We start from the raw sequence: 24,148 nt of genomic DNA, 5'->3' as shown, positions 1-24,148 counted from the left end.
CAGAAGGGGCGCGCCCACAACTACTGATTCGACCTGCCAGAGCTACCGATTCGGCGGGTGGTGGGTCAGTCGCGGACGACCGCGATCAGGTGCGCGACCGCTTCGTCGAGGGCGACCTCGGTCTTCTCGCCGCTCTTGCGGTCCTTGACCTCGATCTTGCCCTCGACGAGGCCCTTGCCGACGGTGACGATGGTCGGGACACCGATGAGCTCGGCGTCCTTGAACTTCACGCCCGGCGAGACCTTGGGGCGGTCGTCGTAGAGCACGTCGATGCCGGCTGCCTTGAGCTCCTCGGCCAGCTTGGCGGCGGCCTCGAAGACGGCGGCGTCCTTGCCGGTGGCGACCAGGTGGAGATCGTACGGGGCGACGTTGCGGGGCCAGCACAGGCCGATGTCGTCGAGGGTGCCCTCGGCGACCGCGGCCACGGCGCGGGTGACGCCGATGCCGTAGGAGCCCATGGTGACGGTGACGAGCTTGCCGTTCTCGTCGAGCACCTGCAGGCCGAGCGCGTCGGCGTACTTGCGGCCGAGCTGGAAGACGTGGCCCATCTCGATGCCACGGGCCAGCGTGAGCGGGCCGGAGCCGTCGGGAGCGGGGTCGCCCTCGCGCACCTCGGCGGCCTCGATGGTGCCGTCAGGCGTGAAGTCGCGACCGGCGACCAGGTCGATGACGTGCTGACCCTCGACGTTGGCGCCGGTGACCCAGCGGGTGCCGGTGACCACGCGGGGGTCGACGAGGTAGCGGATCCCGGACTCGGACTTCTCACCGAGCGCCTCGGGCCCGATGTAGCCCTTCACGAGCGAAGCGTGCTTCTTGAGCTCGACGTCGTCCATGGGCTCGACCTCGATCGGCTCCAGCTGCCCCTCGAGGCGCTTGATGTCGACGTCGCGGTCGCCGGGCAGGCCGACGGCGAGCGGCTCGACGGTGCCGTCGGGGTGGCGCAGCGTCAGCAGCACGTTCTTCAGCGTGTCGCCGGCCTCCCAGGGACGGTCCTCGCGGGGGAACGCCTCGTTGAGGTGATCGACGAGCGTCTGGATGGTCGGGGTGTCGGGGGTGTCCTCCGCATGCGCGGCGGGCACGCCTTCGTAGGAGAGCGCCTCGGGGGCGAGCGTCGTGACGGCCTCCACGTTGGCGGCGTAGCCGCCGGGCGAGCGTACGAAGGTGTCCTCGCCGGCCTCGGAGACAGCCAGGAACTCCTCGGAGGCCGAGCCACCCATCGCGCCGGAGGTGGCCTTGACGATGACGTACTCGAACCCGAGGCGGTCGAAGACCTTGACGTACGCCGCACGGTGGGCCTGGTAGGCGGCCTCGAGACCCTCGTCGGTGTGGTCGAAGGAGTAGGAGTCCTTCATGATGAACTCGCGACCGCGCAGCAGCCCCGCACGGGGACGCGCCTCGTCGCGGTACTTCGTCTGGATCTGGTAGATCGCCAGCGGCAGGTCCTTGTAGGAGCCGTAGAGATCCTTGACCAGGAGCGTGAACATCTCCTCGTGCGTGGGGCCGAGCAGGTAGTCGGCCTCCTTGCGGTCCTTGAGCCGGAAGATGCCGTCGCCGTACTCCGTCCAGCGGCCGGTCGCCTCGTAGGGCTCGCGCGGAAGCAGCGCGGGGAAATGCACCTCCTGAGACCCGATCGCGGCCATCTCCTCGCGGATGATCCCCTCGACCTTGCCGAGCACGCGCAGGCCCAACGGCAGCCAGGAGTAGATCCCCGGAGCGGCGCGGCGGATGTAGCCGGCACGGACAAGCAGCTTGTGGCTCGCGACCTCGGCGTCCGCGGGATCCTCACGCAAGGTCCGCACGAACAGGGTCGACATACGGGCGATCATGCGGGCAAGCGTACGGCGCGCCAACCCGCTCCCGCGAACCGGTTGGAAGTGTGTTGCAACCGACCTCGTCCCGGACGCGTCATCCCTGCATGAGACGTATCCGAATCCCGGCACTGGCCTCGGCCATCCTCGTTGCTCTCATGCTCCCGGTCTCACTGATGACACCGGCTTCTGCGGCGGCTCCGACCGTCGACGTACGCCCCCTCCCCCTGCCCGTCGGGGACAGCCCGACCGTCCCCTATCTGCACCGGCCCACGTCCGGGTCGGTGTCGGTGGTCGACCCGAGAACCGGCATGAAGACGCCGGTCGCCCTCGTCGGCGATGACCTCGACGAGTTCACCCTCCTGGGCCGCTCAGGGAGCGGGTTCGTGCTGCGGGCCAGCAACCGCAACATCGACAAGATCATCCGGGTGCAGCTCGATGTCGCGCAGAGGACCCTCACCGACATGTACTACGCGGACAAGGCCAGACTCTCGGCCGACGGCCGCTACCTGCTCAAGATTGCCACCCTGAGCAGCGGTGGGATCCAGGCCCAGGTCCGCAGCGCCACCACCGGCGCGGTGGTCGCCCGGCACACTTTCAAGGCATCCACCCGGCCCGATCCGATCGACGTGAGCGGCACCCGCGTGCTCCTGGGTGCCTTCAACACTCCGCGCACGCTGGTGTGGGACTGGAAGGTCGGCACAGTCAAGACGATCGCCTCCCGGGCGGCGTACGCAGGCAGCTTCGCCACCAACCGCCTGGCGACCTACACGAAGACCCCGTCGAGCCCCGACGCCTGTTCGGTGGTCTCGACCGTCACCGCGCCTGCTACGACGCTCTGGCGCGGGTGCACGGAAGCGGTCGCGTCGTTCTCACCCGATGGCGCCCGCTTCGCTACCAACGCGATCGAGCACCAGAACCACGCAGACGTGGTCCGCCGCCGCAGCCTTCGCGGCACGTTGCTCACCACCTACCGCAACCCCAACGGGCTGTGGATGTACGCCTGGGAGACCAACACCCGCATCTTGATGCGGTCCCACCCGAGCAGCGGCACACCGTGGCTGGTGCGCTGCGAGGCGGCTGACTGCGAGCGAGCCTGGCGGGCGTACTGAACCCGGCTGATCAGAACATGATGGTGGAGAAGCGGGCCGTCTCGAGGAAGCCGGCCCGCTCGTAGGCACGGCGCGCGGGGGCGTTCCACTCGTTGACGTAGAGGGAGATGCGCGGGGCGATCTCGCGACGGACGATGTCGCAGACCGCAGCCATCCCGCGGGCCGCCAGGCCCTCGCCGCGTCGGTGCTCGGGCACCCAGACGCCCTGGATCTGGGCGGCGCCGGGGGTCGCGCAGGCGACCTCGGCCTTGAAGACGACCTCGTCGTCCTCGATCCGCGCGAAGGACCAGCCGCGCGAGATCAGCTGGAGCACCCGGGCGCGGTAGAGGTCACGGCCCCCACCGGTCTCGGGCGAGATCCCGACCTCCTCGGTGTACATCGCCACGCACGCCGGATAGAGGATCTCCATGTCGGCGCGGACCGTGCGGCGAACGAACGGGTCCGGCTCGACCAGGCTCTGCAGCTGCTGCTCGAGATGAGGCTGCTCCCAACGCTGGTCGCGCGGAGTCCCCCAGGAGTCGCCGATCGACCTCCACAGCGAGCGCACCGCGGGCTGTCGCCCGACGATCGTCGAGACGGTGCGGACCCGGTTGCGGGCACGCTCGCCGAAGGCGTACGCATCCTCCTCGGTGGCCTGGATCGGGACCAGGTTGGCGCCGACATGGCAGGCCGCGACCAGGTCGCCGCCGTCCCAGCGTCCCCAGATCTCTCCGCCGAGCCACCGCGGCTCGAGGTTGGTGGTGCGCGCCCGGTACTCCGCGAACACGTTCACCACCGGGTCCTGACCGGTCAGCTCCAGGAATGCACTCAGATCCCCCGCATGCAGCGGGCGGATCCCCTGGCGCGTCGTCAGCATGTCACCGAGCCTAGAGCCAATCCGGTTGTACGTCGCCCCACGGCTCGCAGACCGGATGTACTTGCCAGAACAACCGTCAGTACTCGCCGCCATCGGCAACGATGCACTGTCCGTTGATGGCGCCGGCGCCGTCGGAAGTCAAGAAGACGCACACCTTCGCCACCGCGTCGGCAGTGACGAAGCGATGTCCGGGAATGCGCGCCGCACGGTAGGAGATGTACTGGTCGACAGTCACTCCCTCCTTGCGGGCGTGTTTGACGAAGACCTGCCGCGAGGACTCGCTCCACATCGGCCCGGGAGCGACGACATTGGCCCGAACGATGCCCTCCTCCTCCTGCGCGATCGCCTGGGCGAGCCCGGTGAGCGCGTGCTTGGAAGCACCGTAGGCAGCCCGGCGCGAAGGCGTGCGGATCCCGAAGACAGAGCTGACCAAGACGATCGCCCCGGACCGCGCCCCCCGCAGCTTCGGAAGCGCGAGCGAGGCGGTGCGCCACACCGAGGTCAGGTTGAGGTCGAGTGCCGCTTGCCACTCGGACGTGGCGATCTCGGTGACCCTGTCCGGGCTGGGGTTGACGCCGGTGCAGTTGATGAGCCCCGACAGCATGTCGAACCCGGCGAGCGTCTCCCCCAGAGCACCCACGCCGTCATCGGTGGTCAGGTCGGCCGCCACCCGCGCCGCTGCTCCGGTCTCGTCGGCGAGATAGGCGAGCTCGGTGGTGCGGCTGTAGCCGTGCAGGATCGCCGGCGTGCCGTCGGCTCTGAGCCGACGGGCCACCGCGCTGCCGAGGTCGCCGGTGGCACCGAGGACAAGCACTGGTGGCCGAGGTTGCGCTCCCGGCGACTCAGGCAGTGTGCTCATGGCGCTCCTTGATCCGTTGGATCGCCGTCCTCACCACGTCCTCGTGGGCGGGCGGCAGAGTGAGAGCTTCAAGATGGCTCAGGCACGTGATATCACCCATTTGCCCAAGACGGTACGCGGTAATCGGGATCACCGGGGCAAGAACCGGGTGATGCAGTCGACGGACCAGCGCCTCGGTGATGTCGGCGGTATGTGTGCGGAGCGCGTCGCGCTCGCGGCCGACAGACCGTGGATCCTCCTCACGGTCCATGATCTGGAGGTAGCCGTCGACAGGTACCCGGCCGCGCAGGATCAGCTGATACATCGCCACTTTCCGCAGGAACAGCGACTCGAAGGCTTCCAGCACGAACTCCAGCTCGTCCCAGTAACGCTCGGGAGCCTGGCCGAGGAGCTCCCCGTAGTCCTCGCGCTCCTCGGTCAGATAGAGGCAGATCAGCCGGTCCATCCAGGACAGACTCTCGCGCACGCTGAGCCGAGCCACGGCGTCCAGGTCTCCGGGCTGGAAACCGGCCTTGAGGAAGCTCATCACCATCCCGCCGAGGTGCATGTGGACGAAGCGGGCACCGTCGAGCGCCATCGCGCGTCCGTCGCGCAGCCGGTCGCGGATGCTCTCGGCCACGAAGTAGCGGTAGAAGGTCTCGTGTGCGAACTCGGCCGACTCCACCGAGTCCCTGGTCCGCCCGCTCACCCCGAAGACCTCGGGGTGGTCGAGCAGGTCGGCGATCCATTCGTACGTCAGGAAGTCACGCTGTCTGGTGATGTCGAGATCGCGCTGCAGGTTGGCGAAGAGCCATTCCGAGACGCGCGCGACCGGGATCAGGTCCTGCTCCTGCGAACCCGGTTCGTCCATCCCGGTGAACAGGTCCCAGGCGATGTCGCGGTAGGTCTGGAAGCGCACCCGGCTGGGGATGCGTGAGCTCTTCCGGTCCCAGGGCTGACCGCAGATGTGCTTGAGGTGGACGGTGTAGCCGTCCCACAGCGTCCGGGGAGCAGGAGCGCCCTCCTCGATGGAGGCGTAGAGCTGCTTGAGGACCAGCGGGGTCGCGGGGAAGAAGCCGCCGCCACGCTCCATCTCGGCGGCCAGGCTGTTCAGCTTCTCATCGCCTCCGCGCTCCTCGCCGAGAGCTCGCACCTCGACCGGCGAGATCGGCTCGACGCGTACGACCACGGCTTCCTGGACGCCGAGATCCTCCAGGCGGGCGGGGCTGCGCAGCTGCTCGGCGAGCTCGTCGCGCTCGGTCTGCAGGTTGCGCTTGCTGATCACGACGAACCGGCCGCCGCGGCCGAACGCGGAGCGCAGCTCGCTCAGGTCGGGACGGGTGACACCGTGCTCCTCGGCGCTGGAGGAGATCAGGTCGAAGTCGTCGATGACGATCGGTGAACGGTCCTCGTCGACCAGGTCCCCGTAGTCGACCGCACCGTCGCGCAGGCTGATGTAGCGGACCTGCTCCTTCGAGGCGGTCCACTCCCTGGCCTCGATCGTCTTCCCCGAACCCGAAGGGCCAGTGAGGAAGAAGAGGTTGGACTCGGGATTCTCCAGCCATCGGCCGAGCGCCTCGCTGAGCGGGATCGTGGGCTGGTCGGTCGTCAGGCCGTTCAATACCGCGACCCGGGCCCGCGGAAAGGTCAGCCGGGAGCTCGTCGCCGGAGGTGCGGTCAGGGTCAGCACGGACGAGGCCGTGTCCAGCGCGAGGGAGCCGGGCGGCTCGGCGCCCTCGCCTCGCCAGGCGTACGCCTTCCACCACTTCGCCTGCCAGATGCCGATGTTCTTCCGGATCCACTCGCCCTGGTGCGCCGGATCGAGCGTACGCGGCACCGCACCGCCCACGACCCGGATGAGTTCGTCGAGAGTCATCAGATTCGACCCGGACGTACGTCGGTAGAACGTGCTCCGGGCCATGGCCACACCGGCGCCACCGTCAGCTTTTCCGGTCACCAGCCGGACCCAGTCGCGCAAATCGCTGTTGAACTTCTCTGGTGAGAGAGATTCTTCGGCCATGTCTCCTCGCCCGAGTTGTCGCGTACGCGGCTGAGAGTATCTCGCAGCCGTCCCATTTCTGTCCCAGAAACGTCCCAACTTCCCAGGGACTGTCTTTACTTCGTCCCCACTCTCACCCGCCTACTGGCGAGTTCGATGTGGCCTCCGCCACCTTGGAGATGTCCCCGCCAGGGACAGCGCCGGCCCCTCCGACTGGGCCCCACCGCTGAAGGAGATGATGACCATGAGGAACCACAAGTTCAGCATCGCTACCTTCGCCGTCACGCTTCTTGTCGTGTTCGGCTTCAACCAGCTGCTCAGCGCCGAGCCGCCCCAGTGCCAGGCATCCGCCGGCACCTCGTCCGCGTCCGTCGTCCTCGCGGAAGGAGCGCTGTCATGAACAGCTTCCTACGCCCCGGCGACGCCGTCCGTGCCCGCGGCGGCACCCGCTCCGGAAAGCGCGGCGTCGTCGTCGCCACCACCGCTGGTCGCGCCAAGGTGCGCTTCAACGGCAGCAGCGGCGCCCGCTGGGTCCGCAGCGGTAACCTCAGCTCCACCGGCAGCAGCTCTCTGCCCTGGATCCTTCCGGTCAAGGCCGCACTCATCCTGTTCCTGGTCGTGCCAGGCGCCCGGTTCGTCGTCGTCCACCTGTGGACCCACGGCGGGCTGGACGGGTTCGCCACGGCTCTCGGGAATCAGATGGGCCAGGCGGCGCTCGCCTGGGGCCACCTGGTCACCACGGACCCGCTCGGAGCGCTGCTCCACCTCGGGTTCCTCGGCGTTGTCTCGAGGCTGATGCACTGGTGAGTCCGCCGAGCACGTTTCGCGACGTACGCGAGGGGGACGCCGCGAAGCACAAGAACAGGGGCCCGGTCCGACCATCGGACCGGGTTTCCTGCTGTGCGTGGTCGACCCGACGACTTCGACCGAAACGGATGCCCGGTCGAAGTCGCGGCGATAGATTTGCTGGACTCCACCGGGACTGGATCGGGACTCATCCAGGACTCGAACATGAAGAGGCGACTTCAGGAGAGGACGAGATGGCCCTCGAACCTGACGACAGTCCGGCCGCCCTCAACCGCGACCTCCGTGCGTGGGTCAAGAACTGGACCGGCAAAGGCATCGGGCAGGTAGCGCTCGGAGCGAACATCAGCAACAGCCGTGCGTATGCAGCGACCGCCAACACCAACCTCGTCCCCCGCGATCTCCTGCTCGCCATCGTGCGCGCCGCCGTTCCTCCCACGTATGACATCGAGGAACGAACACGGTGGATCCTTCGGTGGTCTCGCGAGTGGGAGCGGCGCTGGGAGATAGCCGAGGCCACGAGCCGCGGCGTACTCCTGAAGCCGCCGCCACCGCCCGAGCCCGCCCTCGAGCGCTCGTCACAACCGCCGCTCCAGCCCAACGCCGTCGTGCGGCTCGACCCGGAGGTCGTTCTGCCCGCCCTCGAACGGATCACCGACAAGGCCGTGCGGCGGATCGCCTCGAAGCATGTCTACGTCGCCAGGCGGCCGCTCCCGGTCGGCTATCACAATCGCGACCCGATCACCGTCTACATCGATCTGCACTCCGCGTCGTGTTCCCCGCGCTACCGCGAGGACCTCGCCCAGTTCCTTGCCGGCCGGGTACGCCGCGCCCTCGGCGGCCTCGACCCCGATCGAACGGTCATCGCAACTGCCCGCGAGGGAAACATCCTGATCGGCAGCCGGGTCGCCGAGCTCTGCGGAGTCCCGTTCCTGATGGTTCGCACCACCGCCCGCCCTCCCCGCTTCGGCTACCCCATCGAGGGCAACGTCAGCGACGAGGTCGAGGCGGTCATCGTCGATGACATCGTGATGAGCACTCTCGTCCCGCGGATGGCCGAGCTCCTGCGCATCCACGAGGGCATCACGACCACCCGCTGCTTCAGCATCTTCGACCGCGCCGACATCGGCACCGCGAGGCGTTGGGAGGGCGTCGATATCACGCTCGACACCGCCTTCTCGATCGACGACGAACTGGTGGCGGTGCTGAAAGATCTCGCCGAGCACCACGACGCCTAACTTTTCGCAAAGGAGACCGTTAAACCCCGCGAACCCAGTCTTCCGCGGGCTATCTTCTGTGCTGGAGAATGCCCGGTCCCCTATCGATTCGGCTGGCCTATCCGACCTGTCCCACGTTAGAAAGCCGCCGATGACCGAAGTCGAGATGGTGGTCAATCTCCATGTGACCGAACGGTGCAACTATCGGTGCACCTACTGTTTCGGCCAGTGGGGCCTGCTCGCGGAGTCGAAGGCGGAGACCAGCGTTTGGGCCGACAACGCCGTGGCCTTTCGCATCATGCAGGACTTGGCGGACACATTCCGCAGGGACCGCGGCGGCGAGAGCCCGATCCGGTTCAACTTCGTAGGCGGCGAGCCCGCTCTGCTCCCGAACATCGCTGACCTCATCGACTACGCCCGGACGACGTTGAAGACACGAGTCTCGTACGTCACCAACGGGCTCATGCTGAGAAGGTTCGACGCAGAGTGGACTGCGGAGAACATAGACATCGTCGGGATCAGCATCGACTCCTCGCTCCGCGACACCAACCGTCGGATAGGTCGGGTGACGCGGAGCGGCAAGGTCTTCGATCTCGCTGAGGCCGGCTTTCGGGTTCATGCCGTTCGCGCGGCGGCCGATCGTCTGGGGATCAGGCAACCCGAGATCAAGATGAACACTGTCGTCAGCGACCTGAACCACCGCGAGAACTTCGACGCCGTTCTCGCCGCGGTCAGGCCGGACCGGTGGAAGCTCCTCAAGATGCTCCCGGTCTACTCCGCGAAGACCGCTATCAGCGACGAGGAGTTCCGTGGTTTCGCGAAGCGACACAGGAAGTACGTGCGCAAGCACGCCGGATTCAAAGGCGTGCTCATCACGACCGAGGACAACGACGAGATGACCGGGTCGTACGCGATGGTCGACCCTCTTGCGAGGTTCTTCTGGTACGACGACCTGCCCGAGAGTGGCTATCGCTACTCCGAGCCGATGACGGTCGTGTCGGCGGATGAGGCATGGGCGGTCGCGGGCCTCTACTGGGACGAGCAGAAGTTCGGCGCCCGCTACACCGAGCTGATGGGCAGCATGGACCCGGCAGAGACCGAGCCCGACCCCGTCGCTCCGCCCGTCCCGCGTCCTCGGGCCGTCGCGGAGCCATCGAGGTCGCTGACACCCGTCGGCGGCTGACGGCTTCGGCCGCACAGGGCCGGCCTGCTGACCGAGTTACCTCGGTGAGTACGCACCCACCTCGCGGAGTTCCACGAAGGAAGCGACCGTTCACCGAGTTACCCTTCGACAAGCTCAGGACACCGCCTCGGTGAACATCCACACCGTCAGCCGCTGACCGTGACCGACGCGCCGGCGCCCTCGACGGGCTCCATGCCCTCGGCGATCTTCATCGCCTCCTCGATCAGGGTCTCGACGATGGCGGCCTCGGGGACGGTCTTGATGACCTCTCCCTTGACGAAGATCTGGCCCTTGCCGTTCCCGGAGGCGACACCGAGGTCGGCCTCACGGGCCTCGCCGGGACCGTTCACGACGCAGCCCATGACCGCGACCCGCAGCGGCACCTCGAGGCCGTCGAGGCCGGCGGTGACCTCGTCGGCGAGCTTGTAGACGTCGACCTGCGCGCGCCCGCAGGAGGGGCAGGAGACGATCTCGAGGCGGCGCGGCTTCAGGTTGAGCGACTCCAGGATCTGGATGCCGACCTTGACCTCCTCGACCGGCGGCGCGGAGAGCGAGACCCGGATCGTGTCGCCGATGCCCTTGGACAGCAGGGAGCCGAAGGCGACCGCCGACTTGATCGTGCCCTGGAAGGCCGGCCCGGCCTCGGTGACGCCGAGGTGGAGCGGCCAGTCGCCGGACTCGGCGAGCAGCTCGTAGGCGCGGACCATCACGACCGGGTCGTTGTGCTTGACCGAGATCTTGAAGTCGTTGAAGCCGTGCTCCTCGAAGAGCGAGGCCTCCCACATCGCCGACTCGACCAGCGCCTCGGGGGTGGCCTTGCCGTACTTCTCCAGCAGCCGCTTGTCGAGCGAGCCGGCGTTGACGCCGATCCGGATCGAGGTGCCGTGGTCCTTGGCGGCCGCGGCGATCTCCTTGACCTGGTCGTCGAACTTGCGGATGTTGCCCGGGTTGACCCGGACCGCCGCGCAGCCGGCCTCGATGGCGGCGAAGACGTACTTCGGCTGGAAGTGGATGTCGGCGATCACCGGGATCTGCGACTTCCGCGCGATCGCGGGCAGAGCGTCGGCGTCGTCCTGGCTCGGGCAGGCCACCCGGACGATGTCACAGCCCGACGCGGTGAGCTCGGCGATCTGCTGCAGCGTGGAGTTGACGTCGGAGGTGAGCGTGGTCGTCATCGACTGCACGGAGATGGGGCTCTCGCTGCCGACGCCCACCGACCCAACCTTGATCTGGCGGGTCTTGCGGCGAGGGGCGAGCACCGGGGCGGGCGCCTCCGGCATACCGAGGGGGATCGACGTCATGTCTACCAATCTTACTAGAGCGTGTCTGTCGGGCTGGCGTCGAGCGAGCGCTGTCCAGCGCGCAGCCGACGTTCCAGGTCGACAGACACGCTCCGGGTCAGGCTTGGAGATGAAGCGGGACGACGAGGTCGGCGACGATCAGGACAACACCCATCACCAGGAGCGCCGAGGCCACGACGTACGCCACGGGCAGCAGCTTCGCCGGGTCGGCATGTCCCGGGTCGGGACGGCGGAAGACCTTGGCGAAGGCGCGGCGGATGCCCTCCCACAGCGCGGTCGCGATGTGACCGCCGTCGAGGGGCAGGAGCGGGACGAAGTTGAAGATGCCGATGAAGAGGTTGAAGCCACCGACGAGCAGGGCGAAGCTGGCAACCTTCTCGCCGACGTCGTAGTCCTCGTGGGCAGCGATCTCGCCGGCGATACGGCCACCGCCGACGATGCTGACCGGGCTGTCGGCCGAACGCTCCTCGACACCGACGATCGCGAGCGCGACGTGCCAGACCTTGACCGGGAGTCGCAGGAGCGAGTGGACGGCGTTCTCGGCCATCACGCCCATCTCCTTCAGCGCGTAGACCGGTCCTTCCTTGGTCGTCACCACGTGCGACTCAGGCGACATCCCGAAGAAACCGACCTTCGCGGTCTCGGGGTCGGCGCTGGTGTCGTCGAGGTCCTTGACCCGCTCCTGCACGACGGTCTGGGTGTGCAGCGTCATCTGCTCACCGTCGCGCACGACGACGATCGTGGCCTCACCGTCCATGTTGTCGCGGATCAGCTCCTGGGCGACCGGCCACGAGGTCAGCTCGGTGCCATTGAAGGAGACCAGCTCGTCGCCGGGCTTCAGGCCGGCGTCGGCGGCCGGGGTCGGCTGGTCGCTCGCGCGGCACTCGCGCCCCTGGTCCTCCCAGGTCAGCAGACACTCCTGCAGGCTCGAGACCACCGGATGGCCTTCGTTGACGACCGGTTCGCGCACCCCGTAGATGCCGAAGACGCCCCAGAGCACGAAGAACGCGATCGCGATGTTCACCGTCGGGCCGCCGGCCATCACGATGACCTTCTTCCACCACGCCATCTTGTAGAAGAGCCGCGGCTCGTCCTCGGGACGGATCAGCTCCCACTCGGCCGAGCGGGCGTCGCTGATCAGCTGGGTGAACATGCCGGTGTTGGACTTGCGGATCTTCAGGGCGCCATCTTCGGTCCGTTCCCCCAGCTGGTCGGCACCGGGCGGCAGCATGCCGACGATCTTCACGTAGCCACCGAGCGGGATCGCCTTGAGGCCGTACTCGGTCTCGCCGATCTGCTTGGACCACACCGTCGGCCCGAAGCCGATGAAGTATTGCGTCACCTTCCCGCCGAACGCCTTCGCCGGGATCATGTGACCGAGCTCGTGGAGCCCGATCGAGATCAGGATCGCGAGGACGAAGCCGATCACGGCGAGCGTGTAGAGCAGGACACTCATTTGATGGTCTCCAGGATGCGGGTGGCTGCTTCGCGCGCCCAGGCGTCGGCGGCGAGCACATCCTCGATCGAGAGGGTGCTTTCAGAGCGTACGCCGTGATGGGCTGCCATGACCTCAGCAATCGTGTCAACGATGCCGGGGAACGGGATCAGGCCCTCGTGGAAGGCATCCACGCAGACCTCGTTGGCCGCGTTGTAGACCGCCGGGTGGGTGCCGCCGCGGGTGCCGGCCTCGCGGGCGAGGCGAATCGCAGGAAATGCCGAGTCGTCGAGCGGCTCGAAGCGCCAGTCGGCGGCCTTGGTCCAGTCGATCGGCGTCTCGGCGTCCGGCACCCGATCGGGCCAGGCCATCCCCATCGAGATCGGCACCAGCATCGTCGGCAGCCCGAGCTGGGCCACCACGGCACCGTCGGTGAACTCGACCATCGAGTGGATGTACTGCTGCGGGTGCACGACGACCTCGATCCGATCGAACGGTACGTCGAAGAGCAGGTGGGCCTCGATGACCTCGAGCCCCTTGTTGACCAGCGTGGCCGAGTTGGTCGTGATCACCCGGCCCATCGCGAAGTTGGGGTGCTTGAGCGCCTGCGCCGGGGTGACCTGGGCGAGCTCGTCACGGGAGCGGCCGCGGAACGGGCCGCCGGACGCGGTCAGCACCAGCTTGCGCACCTCGTCGGCTCGCCCGGCACGCAGCGACTGGGCGATCGCGGAGTGCTCGGAGTCGACCGGGACGATCGTTCCGCCGGAGGTCGAGCCTGTCGAGACCACCCGCTTGACCAGCGGCCCGCCGATGATCAGCGACTCCTTGTTGGCCAGCGCGAGCGTGTTGCCCGCCTCCAGCGCGGCCAGCGTCGGACGGAGCCCGACGGCACCGGTGATCCCGTTGAGCACCACATCGGTGGTCTGGGCGGCGGCGTCGACCGAGGCCTCCTCCCCCAGCCCGGAGAACTTGGGCGCGAACTCGGCGACCTGTGCCTCGAACAGCTCCCTGTTGGCCCCGCCCGCGGTCAGACCTACGACCCGGAACTTGTCCGGGTTGGCCCGCACCAGGTCGAGGGCCTGGGTGCCGATGGACCCGGTCGAGCCGAGGATCACCACGTCACGTGGTCGCTGCTCATTCACCCGCCCATCCTCCCAGCAGAGGCTGAGAAGGCACCAAACGGATGCCGAGCGACCCGGAAGTCACGACCGGAAATAGCAACAGCCCCGGACTCCCCCACGGGTCCAGGGCTGCGCATGAAACGTTTTGCAACGTCTGGTCACAATTAAGCCACAACATGCACGCGAAAGCAAATACCAGGACGCGCATCCCAGTTAAATTCGCGTCAGACCAGTGGTGCCAGGACGGCGCCGAGACGTGGGGCGATGTGCCGGACCCAGGTCTCGGTCAGGTGCGAGGAGTCGTAATAGGTGACCTTCTCCCCCACGACCAGCGGACAGCGGTCATCGGCACAGACGAAACGCTGGGTGTCGACGTACGCCGCCTCGGTGCCTTCCAACGCCGCCTGCGTGACCTCGTTGCTGCTCGTCTCGCGGGAGTCGGAGTCGCTGAGGCAGGACCGTTGGTCGGCCTCGGGGGCGCTGATGCAGTCGGCTGGGTCCTGGTCGATCGCGGGCACGTCGCCGAGGACGACCACCTTGCGGGAGATCTCTCGATAGGTCTTCGCGGTGCTGCGTACGGCCTGGGACCACTGCTCGTCGCGGTCCATCCCGGCGTGGCTCTTGGGCAGGAAGAGCTGGCCGCGCGCGGTCGAGACGATCGTGTCGGGCTCGAGGCGTTCGAGCCGGTCCGTCGACCAGTCGCGGAACTCGTCGCACTCGGCCTGGGTCATCTTCTTGCCGCGGTGCTGGACCGGGTAAGGAGCACAGCCGACCTTCACCAGCGGCACGACCCGGAAGTCGTTCTCCTTGCCGAGGTCGTCGAAGGCGGTCAGCCACATGCCGGCGTGGGAGTCGCCGACGACGGCGACGGTCTTCTTGGCGTCGGCGTCACCGAGGGTGCAGTCGGCACCGCGGGTGTCCCCGTAGTTGGCGTAGCAGTCGCCGTACGTCTTCTGCCACCGGTCATCGGTGATCTCCTCGCCGATCACGGCCGGCGGGATCGGGCCACCGCGGTCGGCGATGTCGAGAGCGGCGCGGAGCTCGCGCTGCACCTGCGGCGGGCCGCCGGTCTCGGCTGCGGTGTCGGGGACCTCGTTGGCCGCGAACCACGCCTGCGCCTGGGCGGCCCGCTCCTTCTCGGCGTACGCGGCATATCCGGTCGTCAGCCAGCCGCTGCCGACCGCCAGCACGAGCGCTGCCGGCCACAGGGCCAGCGAGCGCAGCCCGTGGGAGAGCACGGGCACCTGCTTGCGCTGGAAGGGGAGCTCGATGAAGCGGTGGCTCAGGGCGGAGAGGAGTAGCGCGGCGGCGACCGCGACCGTCATCTCGAGCGCAGCGTTTCCGAGATGGAGGAACTCAGGTGCGAGCACGATCAGCGGCCAGTGCCACAGGTAGAGGGAGTAGGAGATGTCGCCGACATACCGCAGCGGGCGGACCGCGAGCAGCTTGGCGGTCGGGGCGTTGGCGCCGGAAGCCAGCAGCGCGACCGTGCCGAGGGTGGGCACCAGCGCCTGCCAGCCGGGGAACGGGGTGGCCTCGCTGAACGCGACGGTGGAGACGAGGATCGCCGCCGCTCCGCCGAGACCGGCGGTGACGCTGGCGGCTCCCTTGAGCCGGCCGCCCCAGCAGGCCAGCAGCGCGCCGGCGGCGAGCTCGTAGGCGCGGGCCGGAGTGGAGAAGTAGGCGGCGGTGGGGTTCTCGCCGGTGGCGTGGATCGACCAGGCCAGGCTCGCGACCGCGATCACCGCGGCGACGACGGTGAAGCCCTTGCGTCCGAGCTTGGGGATGAGCAGGAGCGCCAGCACCGGCCAGACGAGGTAGAACTGCTCCTCCACCGAGAGCGACCAGTAGTGCTGGAAGGGCGATGGCTCGCTGGGCTGGAAGTACTGCACCCCCTCGGCCGCGAAGTGCACGTTGGCCAGGAAGAACGCAGCCCAGGTGCCGTCAGCGGCCGCGTCGGTGAGCCGGGTGGTGGGCAGCTGCCAGGCGGCGTACGCCAGGACGACCAGGATCACGAGAGTGGCTGCCGGCAGGATCCGGCGGGCGCGGCGCGCGTAGAACTGCGGGATGCTGACCGTGCCTGATGTGTCAGCCTCGCGGAGCAGCAGGGTGGTGATCAGGAAGCCGGAGAGGACGAAGAAGACGTCGACACCGACGAACCCGCCCTCGGTGTGCGGGACGCCCGCATGGGCAGCGACGACCAGGCCTACGGCAACGGCCCGGAGACCTTGGACATCTGTCCGCCATTGCTTGGCTGACATGTGGGGTGCACCTCGTGTGGGGGTTCGACTGCGTCCATTGCTGGCACCGCTTCACGGAGGTACGCGAAACGGCACCCGATGCTTTCACGGACACCACCGGCCCGCACATCGAGGGTCGCACCCTCGAGTGTTTGTCTAGCGGATTACTCGCCGATGAAGGACATCACGTGCTTGATCCGGGTGTAGTCCTCGAAGCCGTAGACGGAGAGGTCCTTGCCGTAGCCGGAGTGCTTGAAGCCGCCGTGGGGCATCTCGGAGATGTAGGGGATGTGGGTGTTGATCCACACCACGCCGAAGTCGAGGCGCTTGCTGACCCGCAGCGCGGTGGCGTGGTCCTTGGTCCACACGCTCGACGCGAGACCGTAGTCGACGTCGTTGGCACATCTGAGCGCCTCGGCCTCGTGGGTGAACCGCTGCACCGTGATCACCGGGCCGAAGATCTCCTGCTGGACCTGCTCGTCGTCCTGGCGCAGCCCGGCCAGCACCGTGGGCTGGTAGAAATAGCCGTTCTCGCCGCCACCGACCCGCGCCGGGGCGCCGCCGGCCGCGATCGTGGCATGGTCCGGGAGGCGGTCGACCATGCCCGTGACCCGGGCGAGCTGCCCCGGGTTGTTGAGCGCGCCGACGTCCGTGTTGTCACCGGGGAGCCCGACGGTGGTGTTGCGGGCCGCCTCGGCGAGAGCGGCGACGAACTCGTCGTGGATGCCCTCTTGGACCAGCACGCGGGTCGCGGCGGTGCAGTCCTGGCCGGCGTTGAAGTAGCCCGCCGCGGCGATGCCTGCGACCGCCTTGTCGATGTCGGCATCGTCGAAGACGATCACCGGCGCCTTGCCGCCGAGCTCGAGGTGGACGCGCTTGAGGTCCTGCGCCGCGCTCGCGGCGACCTCCATACCGGCACGCACCGAGCCGGTGATGGCGACCATCTGCGGCGTCTTGTGCCGGATCAGCGCACGGCCGGTGTCACGGTCGCCGGTGACGAGGTTGAGTACGCCGGGCGGCAGGAACTCCTGGGCGAGCTCGGCAAGGAGCGAGGAGCTGGCCGGCGTGGTGTCGGAGGGTTTGAGCACGATGGTGTTGCCGGCGGCGAGTGCCGGGGCGATCTTCCACGACATCATCGCGAGCGGATAGTTCCAGGGCGTGACCTGCCCGATCACGCCGATCGGCTCGCGCCGGATCCACGAGGTGTGGTCCTGTAGGTATTCACCTGCGCTCTTCCCCTCCAGAGTTCGCGCGGCGCCCGCGAAGAACCGGAAGTGGTCGATCGTCGGCGGCAGCTCCTCCTCCAGAGTGAGCTGGTAGGGCTTCCCGGTGTCCTTGACCTCCACGGCGGTCAGCTCCTCGACCCGGGCCTCCATCGCGTCGGCGATCCGGAGCAGGGCAAGGCTGCGCTCCTGGGGCGTGGTCTCGCCCCAGGCCTCGAAGGCCGAGGCGGCCGCAGCGTACGCCTTGTCGACGTCCTCCTGTCCCGACATCGGCGCCTGCGCGTAGACCTCACCGGTGGCGGGGTCGACGACGTCGTACGTCGCGGCGTCGGCTGCCTCGCACAGCTCGCCGGCGATCACGTTCCTGAAGATCTGGTCGGCCATGAGTGAGAGACTAACTCCTTTCCGTAACAAGGATGTGACAACCGAATCCGAAGTGATATTGCACCTAGACTACGGATTCGCTTGCGAAAGCGAGATGCATTGGGTGACCATTGAGTCATGACCGGCAACTACGAGCAGCTCCAGCGCGACGCCAAGGACCACCTCTGGATGCACTTCACGCGGCATTCGAGCTACGCCGAGGCCGACGTGCCGATCATCGCCAGGGGCGAGGGCGCCTACATCTACGACATCGAGGGCAACCGCTACCTCGACGGTCTCGCCGGGCTGTTCGTCACCCAGGTCGGCCACGGCCGCACCGAGCTCGCCGACGCGGGCGCGGAGCAGGCGAAGCAGCTCGCCTTCCATCCGCTGTGGTCCTACGCCCACCAGCCGGCGATCGAGCTGGCTGCGCGGCTGGCGGCGCTGGCGCCCGGCGACCTGAACCGGGTCTTCTTCACCAACTCCGGCTCCGAGGCTGTCGAGACCGCGTGGAAGCTCGCCAAGAACTACTTCAAGCTCCGGGGCAAGCCGGGCAAGCACAAGGTGATCGGCCGCAACATCGCCTACCACGGCACCACCCATGGCGCACTGTCGATCACCGGCCTGGCCGACATCAAGGCACCTTTCGAGCCGCTGGTGCCCTCGACGTTCCGGGTCCCGAACACCAACGTCTACCGCGCCTCGGAGATCACCGGGGGCCTTCTCGACGGCTCCGACCCGGAGGCGTTCGGCCGCTGGTGCGCCGACCAGATCGAGTTCGTGATCCAGGCCGAGGGTGCCGACACCGTCGCTGCGGTCTTCCTGGAGCCGGTGCAGAACTCCGGCGGCTGCTTCCCGCCGCCCCCGGGCTACTTCGAGCGGGTGCGGGAGATCTGCGATACGTACGACGTCCTGCTCGTCTCCGACGAGGTCATCTGCGCCTACGGGCGGCTCGGCACGATGTTCGGCTGCGAGCGGTTCGGCTACGTGCCGGACATCATCACCTCGGCCAAGGGACTGACCTCGGGCTACGCGCCGCTGGGGGCGACGATCATCTCGGATCGGCTGATGGAGCCGTTCCTCTCTGGTGAGGACACCTTCTACCACGGGTACACCTTCGGTGGTCACCCTGTCTCCACCGCAGTGGCGATGGCCAACCTCGACCTCTTCGAGGCCGAGGACCTGCTCGGGAACGTACGCCGCAACGAAGTCGCGTTCCTGGCCACGCTGTCGAAGCTGAAGGACCTGCCGATCGTCGGCGATGTGCGCGGCACCGGCTACTTCTACGGCATCGAGCTCGTCAAGGATCGCGAGACCCGCGAGACCTTCACCGAGGAGGAGTGCGAGCGGATCCTCTACGGGTACGTCTCCAAGGCCCTGTGGTCCGAGGGGCTCTACTGCCGCGCCGACGACCGCGGCGAGCCGGTCATCCAGCTCTCTCCGCCGCTGACCGTGGGCCAGACCGAGTTCGACGAGATGGAGCAGATCCTGCGCCGGGTGCTGGAGAAGGCCTCGACGATGCTGTGAGTCAGGCGGTGTCCTGGATCCGCGGCCACGGCGACTGCTCCTCGAGGGCATAGGCGAGCTCGAGGAGCGTCCGCTCGTCGCCGTACGCCGCGGAGAGCTGGATCCCGATCGGCAGCCCCTCCTCGCTGAGCCCCATCGGCAGTGAGATCGCCGGTGCGCCGGTGATGTTCTGCAGCGGGGTGAACGCGACGTGCCGCGTGAGCCGGTCGACGAGCTCCTCGAACGGCACGTTCGGGGAGAGGTGACCCAGCGGCGGGGTGACGCCGGCGACGACCGGGCACAGGACGACGTCGTGGTGATCGAAGACCGAGGCGTACGCCGCCGCGGCCCGCCGCAGGCTGAGGAGCGCGGCCGGGGTCTGGCGCCAGCCACCAGAGGTGAAGGTGCGACGCAGGCCGTCGGTGAGGCCGTCGAGGCGGCCCTGGTCGAGCGTCCGGTCGATGGTCAGGCGGCCCAGGTTGCCGGCGAGGAATGCGAGCAGGCCCCAGTAGCGGAGGAAGTCGTCTCCGAAGCGGGCGTCGGCGGGGACCGGGACCGGGTCGACGGTGTGGCCCTGCTCCTCCAGCAGCGTCGCGGTCTGCTCCACCGCCGCTTTCGTCGGAGCGTCGATGACCGCGTCGGTCACCGACTCCATGATCAGCGCGACGCGGAGCCTGCGCCGGGCGGGCCCCTCGACCAGCCCGAGGGGCGGCAGCGCCGGGTTGCGCCAGTGTCGCTCGAGCGCGGCATGGAAGATTGCGGTGTCGCGGACCGTACGCGTCACCACTCCCTCGCTGACCATGTTGATCGGCAGCGTGCGGGCGGTCTCGCCGTCGATGTGCCGGCCGCGACTGGGCTTGAGCCCGACCAGTCCGGCTGCCGCGGCCGGGATCCGGATGGAGCCGCCGCCGTCGTTGGCGTGCGCGATCGGCACGGCTCCGGCGGCGACCAGCGCCGCCGACCCTCCGGAGGATGCGCCGACGGAGTGGCGTGTGTTCCAGGGGTTGGGTGTCGGCGGCCCGCTTCGGAACTCAGTGGTCGCGTTGAGGCCGAACTCCGGCATCCGGCTCTTGCCCAGCACGGTCATCCCGGTGCTGAGGAACTGCGTCGTGTAGCGCCCGTCGCGCGTGGCCGGCCGCGCGCTGAACGCCTCGGAGCCGTGGTTCGTGGGGGTCCCTCGCAGGTCGGTGTTGTCCTTGAGGAGGGTCGGCACGCCATGGAGCAGGCCGGTGTCGGCATCCGCGCGGCGGGGCCGGTCGTAGGACTCGTACGCCATCGCGTGCAGCTGCTGGACTTCTTGCAGCCTGGCAACCGCCGCCGCCTCGACCTCTGCGGCACTCAGCTCCCCGGCTCTGATGAGGCGGGCGAGCTCAACGGCGTCGTGGTCGCCGAGGGCGTCGTCGGTGAAGGTGTGGACGCGGGCCGGTGGGGTCATGTCGGACAGCGTGCTGGATCGCCTTCGAAAAGTCTAGAAGATCTTCCAGACCTGTGTGCGGCGCTCGTGAAACACTCTGCGCATGAAGCGACGGCACGGCGACAGCGCGAGGCAGCGGCGCGACGCACTCGTCAGGGCCACGATCGAGGTGGCCGCGGAGAAGGGCATGGCCGGCGTCACCCACCGCGCGGTGACCGAGCGGGCCGGGCTGCCGCTGGCTACCGTCGGCTACTTCTTCGACTCCATCACCGACCTGGCGGCCGAGGCGCTGCGTACGGGCGTGGCCGAGGACGTCGCGCGGCTGCGTGCGCTCGCCGACGAGCTCGCCGCGACCGGGTCCGGCACCGACGCGATGGCCGAGGCGTTCGCCGCGGCGTTGGCATCACCGCCGAGCGACTCGCTCGCTTTCCTGGAGGGGTTACTCCACGCCGCCCGCGAGCCGCAGTTCCGTCCGGTGGTGGCCGAGGCACTCACCGCCGGGCGCGAGGTCGCGGACCGGGCGGCGAGCGTTGCCGGCGCTACCCGGACCGACCCGGGATCCGTGCTCGCACTCGTGCACGGGTATCTGCTGCACGCCCTCGCAGCCCCCGACCTGGTCGACCCCGAGGCGCTTCTGCGGGGGCTCCGTGCGCTCGTCATCGGGACGCTCGTCGAGAGCGGCGAGGTCGAGGTCGCCCTTCGGCTCGCCGGCCGAGAGGCGGACCTCCCGCGCTGATCCACGGGGGCGGGTCAGCCCAGGACGCGCACCTCGCTGCCCAGGACGGCGCCGTCCTGCAGGGTCAGATGGTCGCCGGACCAGAATCGTCCCGGGTCGTAATAGTTGGTGGGGCGCTCGTCGTCGAGCAGGCCCATCTCCTGGTAGGTGGCCGCGACGACCTCGGCGCAGAAGACCTGCTCGACCCCGGCCTTCGAGCGGACCCTCCCCCGAGCCCAGCGACCGGCCAGCGCGGCGGTCGATGGGAACGGGGTGCCGTCGAGACGCGCGATCGTACGCAGCAGCGCATCCTCGCGCTTGCGGTCGATGTCGGCGGTGAGCTGGCGCAGCCAGACCTGCTGCTCGTAGCGCCCGGCCCACTGCTCGACCGCGGCCCGCAGATCATGAAGCTGTACGCCGCGATGGTGGGTGCCGGTGTAGAGATCCAGCAGGCCCTTGCCGAGCTCGGCATGCCACATCATCGGCGGCAGGTCATCGAGGACGACCGCCATCCCGACATGGTTGACCGGAGCGTTGCTGAGCATCCGGATCGCACGGTCGGCGACCGAACGGCCGCGGAAGAGCCACAGATCGCCGGTCCGGGTCTGGTCTACGGCGTCTTCGAGGGAGATAGTGGTGTCGTCAGACATCTCGAACAGGGGGTCCTCATGGGTTTCGGTAGTGCACGCGTGTGGAAGATCGTCGGCCTCGCGGGCCTGGCCGGTGTCACCGCGACCGGTGCCATCATCGCGCGCAACCACCGCCAGCGTACGCAGCGCACGCCGGAGGAGATCCACGCCAAGCTTCGCGAGCGGGTTGCGGAGGCTTACGAGCATCCTGCGGCTTAGGTTCTCGCCGTCTTCTTCTTGTCGCGACCTCGCTTCGCTGGTCGAGCCGCCGGAGCTGCTGGGCGGAGGCGTGTCGAGACCAACACGGTTCCCTGCCGGGAACGTTTTCTCCGAGGCTGGCGTGGGCCGCCGACCCTTCTTCGAGGGTGTTCTCGACCTGCCCCGGAGTCAAGGACGGCCTGCGGCCGCCGGCTACGCCGGCCGCTTCGCGGTCCTTGACACCGGACCACGTCGAGAAAGATTTGGCTGGCTATCGGGGCGGCGGCCCGGGTGTGGCGCAGCGGGATCTTGCCTGGAAGCGGTGATGTTGCTGCGGTGAGAGGGTGGCCCTTCGGGCCACTTATCATCCACAGGTTTGGGGCCGTTCGCTCACCGCGAAAAGTGTGTTTGACATGGGGAAATAGGTGGATTCACATGGCTTAGAAGGAGTAGAATCGGACCCATCACGACACGCCTCTGAACACACGGGAGAGGAGGGGCGGCGATGAGTCTCGAGCACGAGATCAACCACTGGGGAACCAACCCTAAGGACCCGATCGACGCAGAGCTCGCTGCCCTCGAGTCCTCCCTCGACGCGCTTCTCGCCCGAGACCCTGCCTACTGGCGCACCGGCGAGAAGAAAGACCGACTCAAGCGCCTGGAGATCATCCAGGCCAAGCAAGCCGCCCTCAAACTCCAGATCCTCGCTGTCGCGGGCGACATCGCCGAAGAGACCGGCGCGAAGGATGTCTCGGGGTGGATGCTCACCGAGCTCCTGGTCGACAAGAAGATCGGGCGCGCCGAGGTGAAACTGGCTGCCGCGGTGAGCAGATATGAGCTCGTCGCCACCGGCCTCGCTGAAGGTGTCGTGTCCCCAGACAAGGCCCGAGTGATCACCAAGGCCCTCGAGGCGATCGAGGCCAACCCGGCCGCCAGCAGCGAAGACCTGGCCCTGGCGGAGAAGCTGCTGGTCGACTACGCCACCCAGATGACCGCCGACGACCTCAAGACCGTCGGGAAACGGATCCTGGCCGAGGTCGACCCCGAACGGTTCGAGGCCGCCGAAGCCAAAGCCCTACAACGCGAAGAAGAACACGCCCAACGCCGCACATTCTTCACCTCCCGAGCGAACGGCGACGGCACCGTAGACATCCACGCCCGCGTCTCATACGCGGTCGGGATGAGGTTGCGCACGCTGCTGGACTCCCTCGCGCAGCCGAGGAAACTGTCCGCGGAGGACCGGGGCCGTAAGGCCCCCTATGACCGGCTGCTCGGCCAGGCCTTCGCTCGGATCGTCGAGACCTACGACGTCGACCAGTTGCCCCGCCACGGTGGCCACGCGACCACGGTGTTCATCACCATGAACGTGGACGACCTCCGCAACGACCTCGGCACCGCCGCACTCGGGTTCGACGGAGAGCAGATCACCGCCGCCGAGGCCCGGCGGATGGCCTGCAACGCCGACCTGATCCCGGTCGTGCTGGGAACAGGTTCCGAGATCCTCGACTTCGGCCGCACCACCCGCCTGGCCCACCCCGTCCAACACCGAGCACTCCGACTACGCGACAAGTGCTGCCAAGCCGAAGACTGCGACGCCCCAGCCGCGTGGACCGAAGCACATCATCTGAAACCGTGGTCGGCAGGAGGCCTGACCGACTTGGCCAACATGGTCTTGTTGTGCCCGAGTGATCATCGTCGGATCCACGATCCCGACTACGCCTATGAGCGCCTACCGGATGGACGGATCCGGTTCACCCGCCGCAGCTAGACCGGCGTCCACTCGCTCGGTTCGCCCATCGGTGATCGCTGCCCCGGCCTGCCCCGGCCGGGCCAGGATCGACGTTGTGAAACTTTCACGCAGCCGAACCCTCGGTCATTGCCGACAACCCCGTGTCCTCCGGCAAGGCAGAAGAACGCCCCAGCAGCCCCCGACCGCAGCCGCCCCCTTGTGAACGATTCACAAAGCGTCATCGTCTAGTACAGCGCCCCGAACGGACCTCCCCCGAGAGGACCCATCGCCCCGGTCCCCAAACCCGCACCCCACCCAAGGAATCCGCGCCAAACCCCGCCGCCGACCCGATAACCAGCCAAATATTCTCGCCGTGTCCCGGTGTCAAGGATTGAAGCGCCCCAGGTTTGATGCCGCTGCTGTTTGAGTCCGGAAGGATGGACAGTATGCCGAAGAA

At 68.1% G+C, this 24,148-nt stretch carries 20 protein-coding genes; 9 read left to right on the top strand and 11 right to left on the bottom strand.

Annotated elements, in window-relative coordinates:
* Positions 1-65: 65 nt before the first annotated feature.
* Positions 66-1,826 (bottom strand): proline--tRNA ligase, encoded by a 1,761-nt coding sequence (locus IEY84_RS03425; protein WP_183552052.1) that lies wholly within the window; start codon positions 1,824-1,826, stop codon positions 66-68.
* An 89-nt stretch (positions 1,827-1,915) separates the two neighbouring features.
* Here IEY84_RS03425 and IEY84_RS03420 point away from each other — a divergent pair, with 89 nt between their 5' ends.
* Positions 1,916-2,920 (top strand): hypothetical protein, encoded by a 1,005-nt coding sequence (locus IEY84_RS03420; RefSeq protein WP_183552049.1) that lies wholly within the window; start codon positions 1,916-1,918, stop codon positions 2,918-2,920.
* Between the two features lie 10 nt (positions 2,921-2,930).
* On the opposite strand, the gene IEY84_RS03415 is transcribed toward IEY84_RS03420, so the two are convergent.
* From IEY84_RS03415 to IEY84_RS03405, 3 genes are all read right to left on the bottom strand, one after another.
* Positions 2,931-3,776, bottom strand: coding sequence for a GNAT family N-acetyltransferase (locus IEY84_RS03415; protein ID WP_183552044.1), 846 nt, complete (start codon positions 3,774-3,776; stop codon positions 2,931-2,933).
* Positions 3,777-3,852: 76 nt separating this feature from the next.
* Complete coding sequence (locus IEY84_RS03410; RefSeq protein WP_183552041.1) at positions 3,853-4,635, bottom strand: SDR family NAD(P)-dependent oxidoreductase; 783 nt, start codon at positions 4,633-4,635, stop codon at positions 3,853-3,855.
* On the bottom strand, positions 4,619-6,634 hold the full coding sequence (locus IEY84_RS03405) for a hypothetical protein (RefSeq protein ID WP_183552038.1): 2,016 nt from the start codon (positions 6,632-6,634) through the stop codon (positions 4,619-4,621). The genes IEY84_RS03410 and IEY84_RS03405 overlap by 17 nt, the downstream gene beginning before the upstream one ends.
* 223 nt (positions 6,635-6,857) lie before the next feature.
* Between IEY84_RS03405 and IEY84_RS03400 the strand changes: the two genes are divergently transcribed.
* The 4 genes from IEY84_RS03400 to IEY84_RS03385 all read left to right on the top strand — a co-directional run bounded on the left by IEY84_RS03400 (position 6,858) and on the right by IEY84_RS03385 (position 9,817).
* A complete protein-coding gene (locus IEY84_RS03400; protein WP_183552035.1) occupies positions 6,858-7,013 on the top strand; it encodes a hypothetical protein in 156 nt (51 codons plus the stop codon).
* Positions 7,010-7,420, top strand: coding sequence for a hypothetical protein (locus tag IEY84_RS03395; RefSeq protein WP_183552032.1), 411 nt, complete (start codon positions 7,010-7,012; stop codon positions 7,418-7,420). The genes IEY84_RS03400 and IEY84_RS03395 overlap by 4 nt, the downstream gene beginning before the upstream one ends.
* Positions 7,421-7,653: 233 nt before the next feature.
* The gene (locus IEY84_RS03390) at positions 7,654-8,655 is read left to right on the top strand and encodes a hypothetical protein (RefSeq protein WP_183552030.1); all 1,002 of its coding nucleotides are present in this window, start codon (positions 7,654-7,656) and stop codon (positions 8,653-8,655) included.
* Positions 8,656-8,785: 130 nt separating this feature from the next.
* A complete protein-coding gene (locus tag IEY84_RS03385) occupies positions 8,786-9,817 on the top strand; it encodes a viperin family antiviral radical SAM protein (protein ID WP_183552026.1) in 1,032 nt (343 codons plus the stop codon).
* Between the two features lie 146 nt (positions 9,818-9,963).
* On the opposite strand, the gene ispG is transcribed toward IEY84_RS03385, so the two are convergent.
* The 5 genes from ispG to IEY84_RS03360 form a co-directional block, all read right to left on the bottom strand.
* Positions 9,964-11,118 carry a flavodoxin-dependent (E)-4-hydroxy-3-methylbut-2-enyl-diphosphate synthase gene (ispG, locus tag IEY84_RS03380; RefSeq protein ID WP_183552019.1) on the bottom strand — a complete coding sequence of 385 codons (1,155 nt, stop codon included), beginning with the start codon at positions 11,116-11,118 and terminating at the stop codon, positions 9,964-9,966.
* A 97-nt stretch (positions 11,119-11,215) separates the two neighbouring features.
* The gene (locus IEY84_RS03375; protein ID WP_183552016.1) at positions 11,216-12,574 is read right to left on the bottom strand and encodes a M50 family metallopeptidase; all 1,359 of its coding nucleotides are present in this window, start codon (positions 12,572-12,574) and stop codon (positions 11,216-11,218) included.
* Positions 12,571-13,695: a 1-deoxy-D-xylulose-5-phosphate reductoisomerase gene (gene dxr, locus IEY84_RS03370; protein ID WP_183552013.1), complete on the bottom strand. Its 1,125-nt coding sequence runs from the start codon at positions 13,693-13,695 to the stop codon at positions 12,571-12,573. The genes IEY84_RS03375 and dxr overlap by 4 nt, the downstream gene beginning before the upstream one ends.
* Positions 13,696-13,898: 203 nt before the next feature.
* Positions 13,899-15,935, bottom strand: coding sequence for an acyltransferase family protein (locus IEY84_RS03365; RefSeq protein WP_183552010.1), 2,037 nt, complete (start codon positions 15,933-15,935; stop codon positions 13,899-13,901).
* A gap of 143 nt (positions 15,936-16,078) precedes the next feature.
* Entirely contained in the window at positions 16,079-17,521 is a 1,443-nt protein-coding gene (locus tag IEY84_RS03360) for a gamma-aminobutyraldehyde dehydrogenase (protein WP_183552007.1), read from the bottom strand.
* 117 nt (positions 17,522-17,638) lie between these two features.
* On the opposite strand from IEY84_RS03360, the gene IEY84_RS03355 reads away from it, so the two are divergent.
* Positions 17,639-19,027, top strand: a complete 1,389-nt coding sequence (locus tag IEY84_RS03355; RefSeq protein ID WP_183552004.1) for an aspartate aminotransferase family protein — start codon at positions 17,639-17,641, stop codon at positions 19,025-19,027.
* 1 nt (position 19,028) lies between these two features.
* Here the strand turns inward: IEY84_RS03355 and IEY84_RS03350 are convergent, their stop codons facing one another.
* Entirely contained in the window at positions 19,029-20,441 is a 1,413-nt protein-coding gene (locus tag IEY84_RS03350; protein WP_183552001.1) for an amidase, read from the bottom strand.
* Between the two features lie 82 nt (positions 20,442-20,523).
* Between IEY84_RS03350 and IEY84_RS03345 the strand changes: the two genes are divergently transcribed.
* Positions 20,524-21,156, top strand: coding sequence for a TetR/AcrR family transcriptional regulator (locus tag IEY84_RS03345; protein WP_183551998.1), 633 nt, complete (start codon positions 20,524-20,526; stop codon positions 21,154-21,156).
* Positions 21,157-21,170: 14 nt separating this feature from the next.
* Here IEY84_RS03345 and IEY84_RS03340 read toward each other — a convergent pair whose 3' ends face one another.
* Positions 21,171-21,785: a hypothetical protein gene (locus IEY84_RS03340; RefSeq protein WP_183551995.1), complete on the bottom strand. Its 615-nt coding sequence runs from the start codon at positions 21,783-21,785 to the stop codon at positions 21,171-21,173.
* A gap of 18 nt (positions 21,786-21,803) precedes the next feature.
* On the opposite strand from IEY84_RS03340, the gene IEY84_RS03335 reads away from it, so the two are divergent.
* Both IEY84_RS03335 and IEY84_RS03330 read left to right on the top strand, forming a co-directional pair.
* Positions 21,804-21,983 carry a hypothetical protein gene (locus IEY84_RS03335; RefSeq protein ID WP_179657042.1) on the top strand — a complete coding sequence of 60 codons (180 nt, stop codon included), beginning with the start codon at positions 21,804-21,806 and terminating at the stop codon, positions 21,981-21,983.
* Between the two features lie 484 nt (positions 21,984-22,467).
* A complete protein-coding gene (locus tag IEY84_RS03330; RefSeq protein ID WP_183551992.1) occupies positions 22,468-23,730 on the top strand; it encodes an HNH endonuclease signature motif containing protein in 1,263 nt (420 codons plus the stop codon).
* The last annotated feature ends 418 nt before the right edge of the window (positions 23,731-24,148 follow it).

The sequence above is a fragment of the Nocardioides albus genome, from assembly GCF_014648255.1.
GTDB lineage: Bacteria > Actinomycetota > Actinomycetes > Propionibacteriales > Nocardioidaceae > Nocardioides > Nocardioides albus.
The sequence above is the reverse complement of the archived record's forward strand: the minus strand, read 5'-3'. Positions and strand labels throughout refer to the sequence as shown.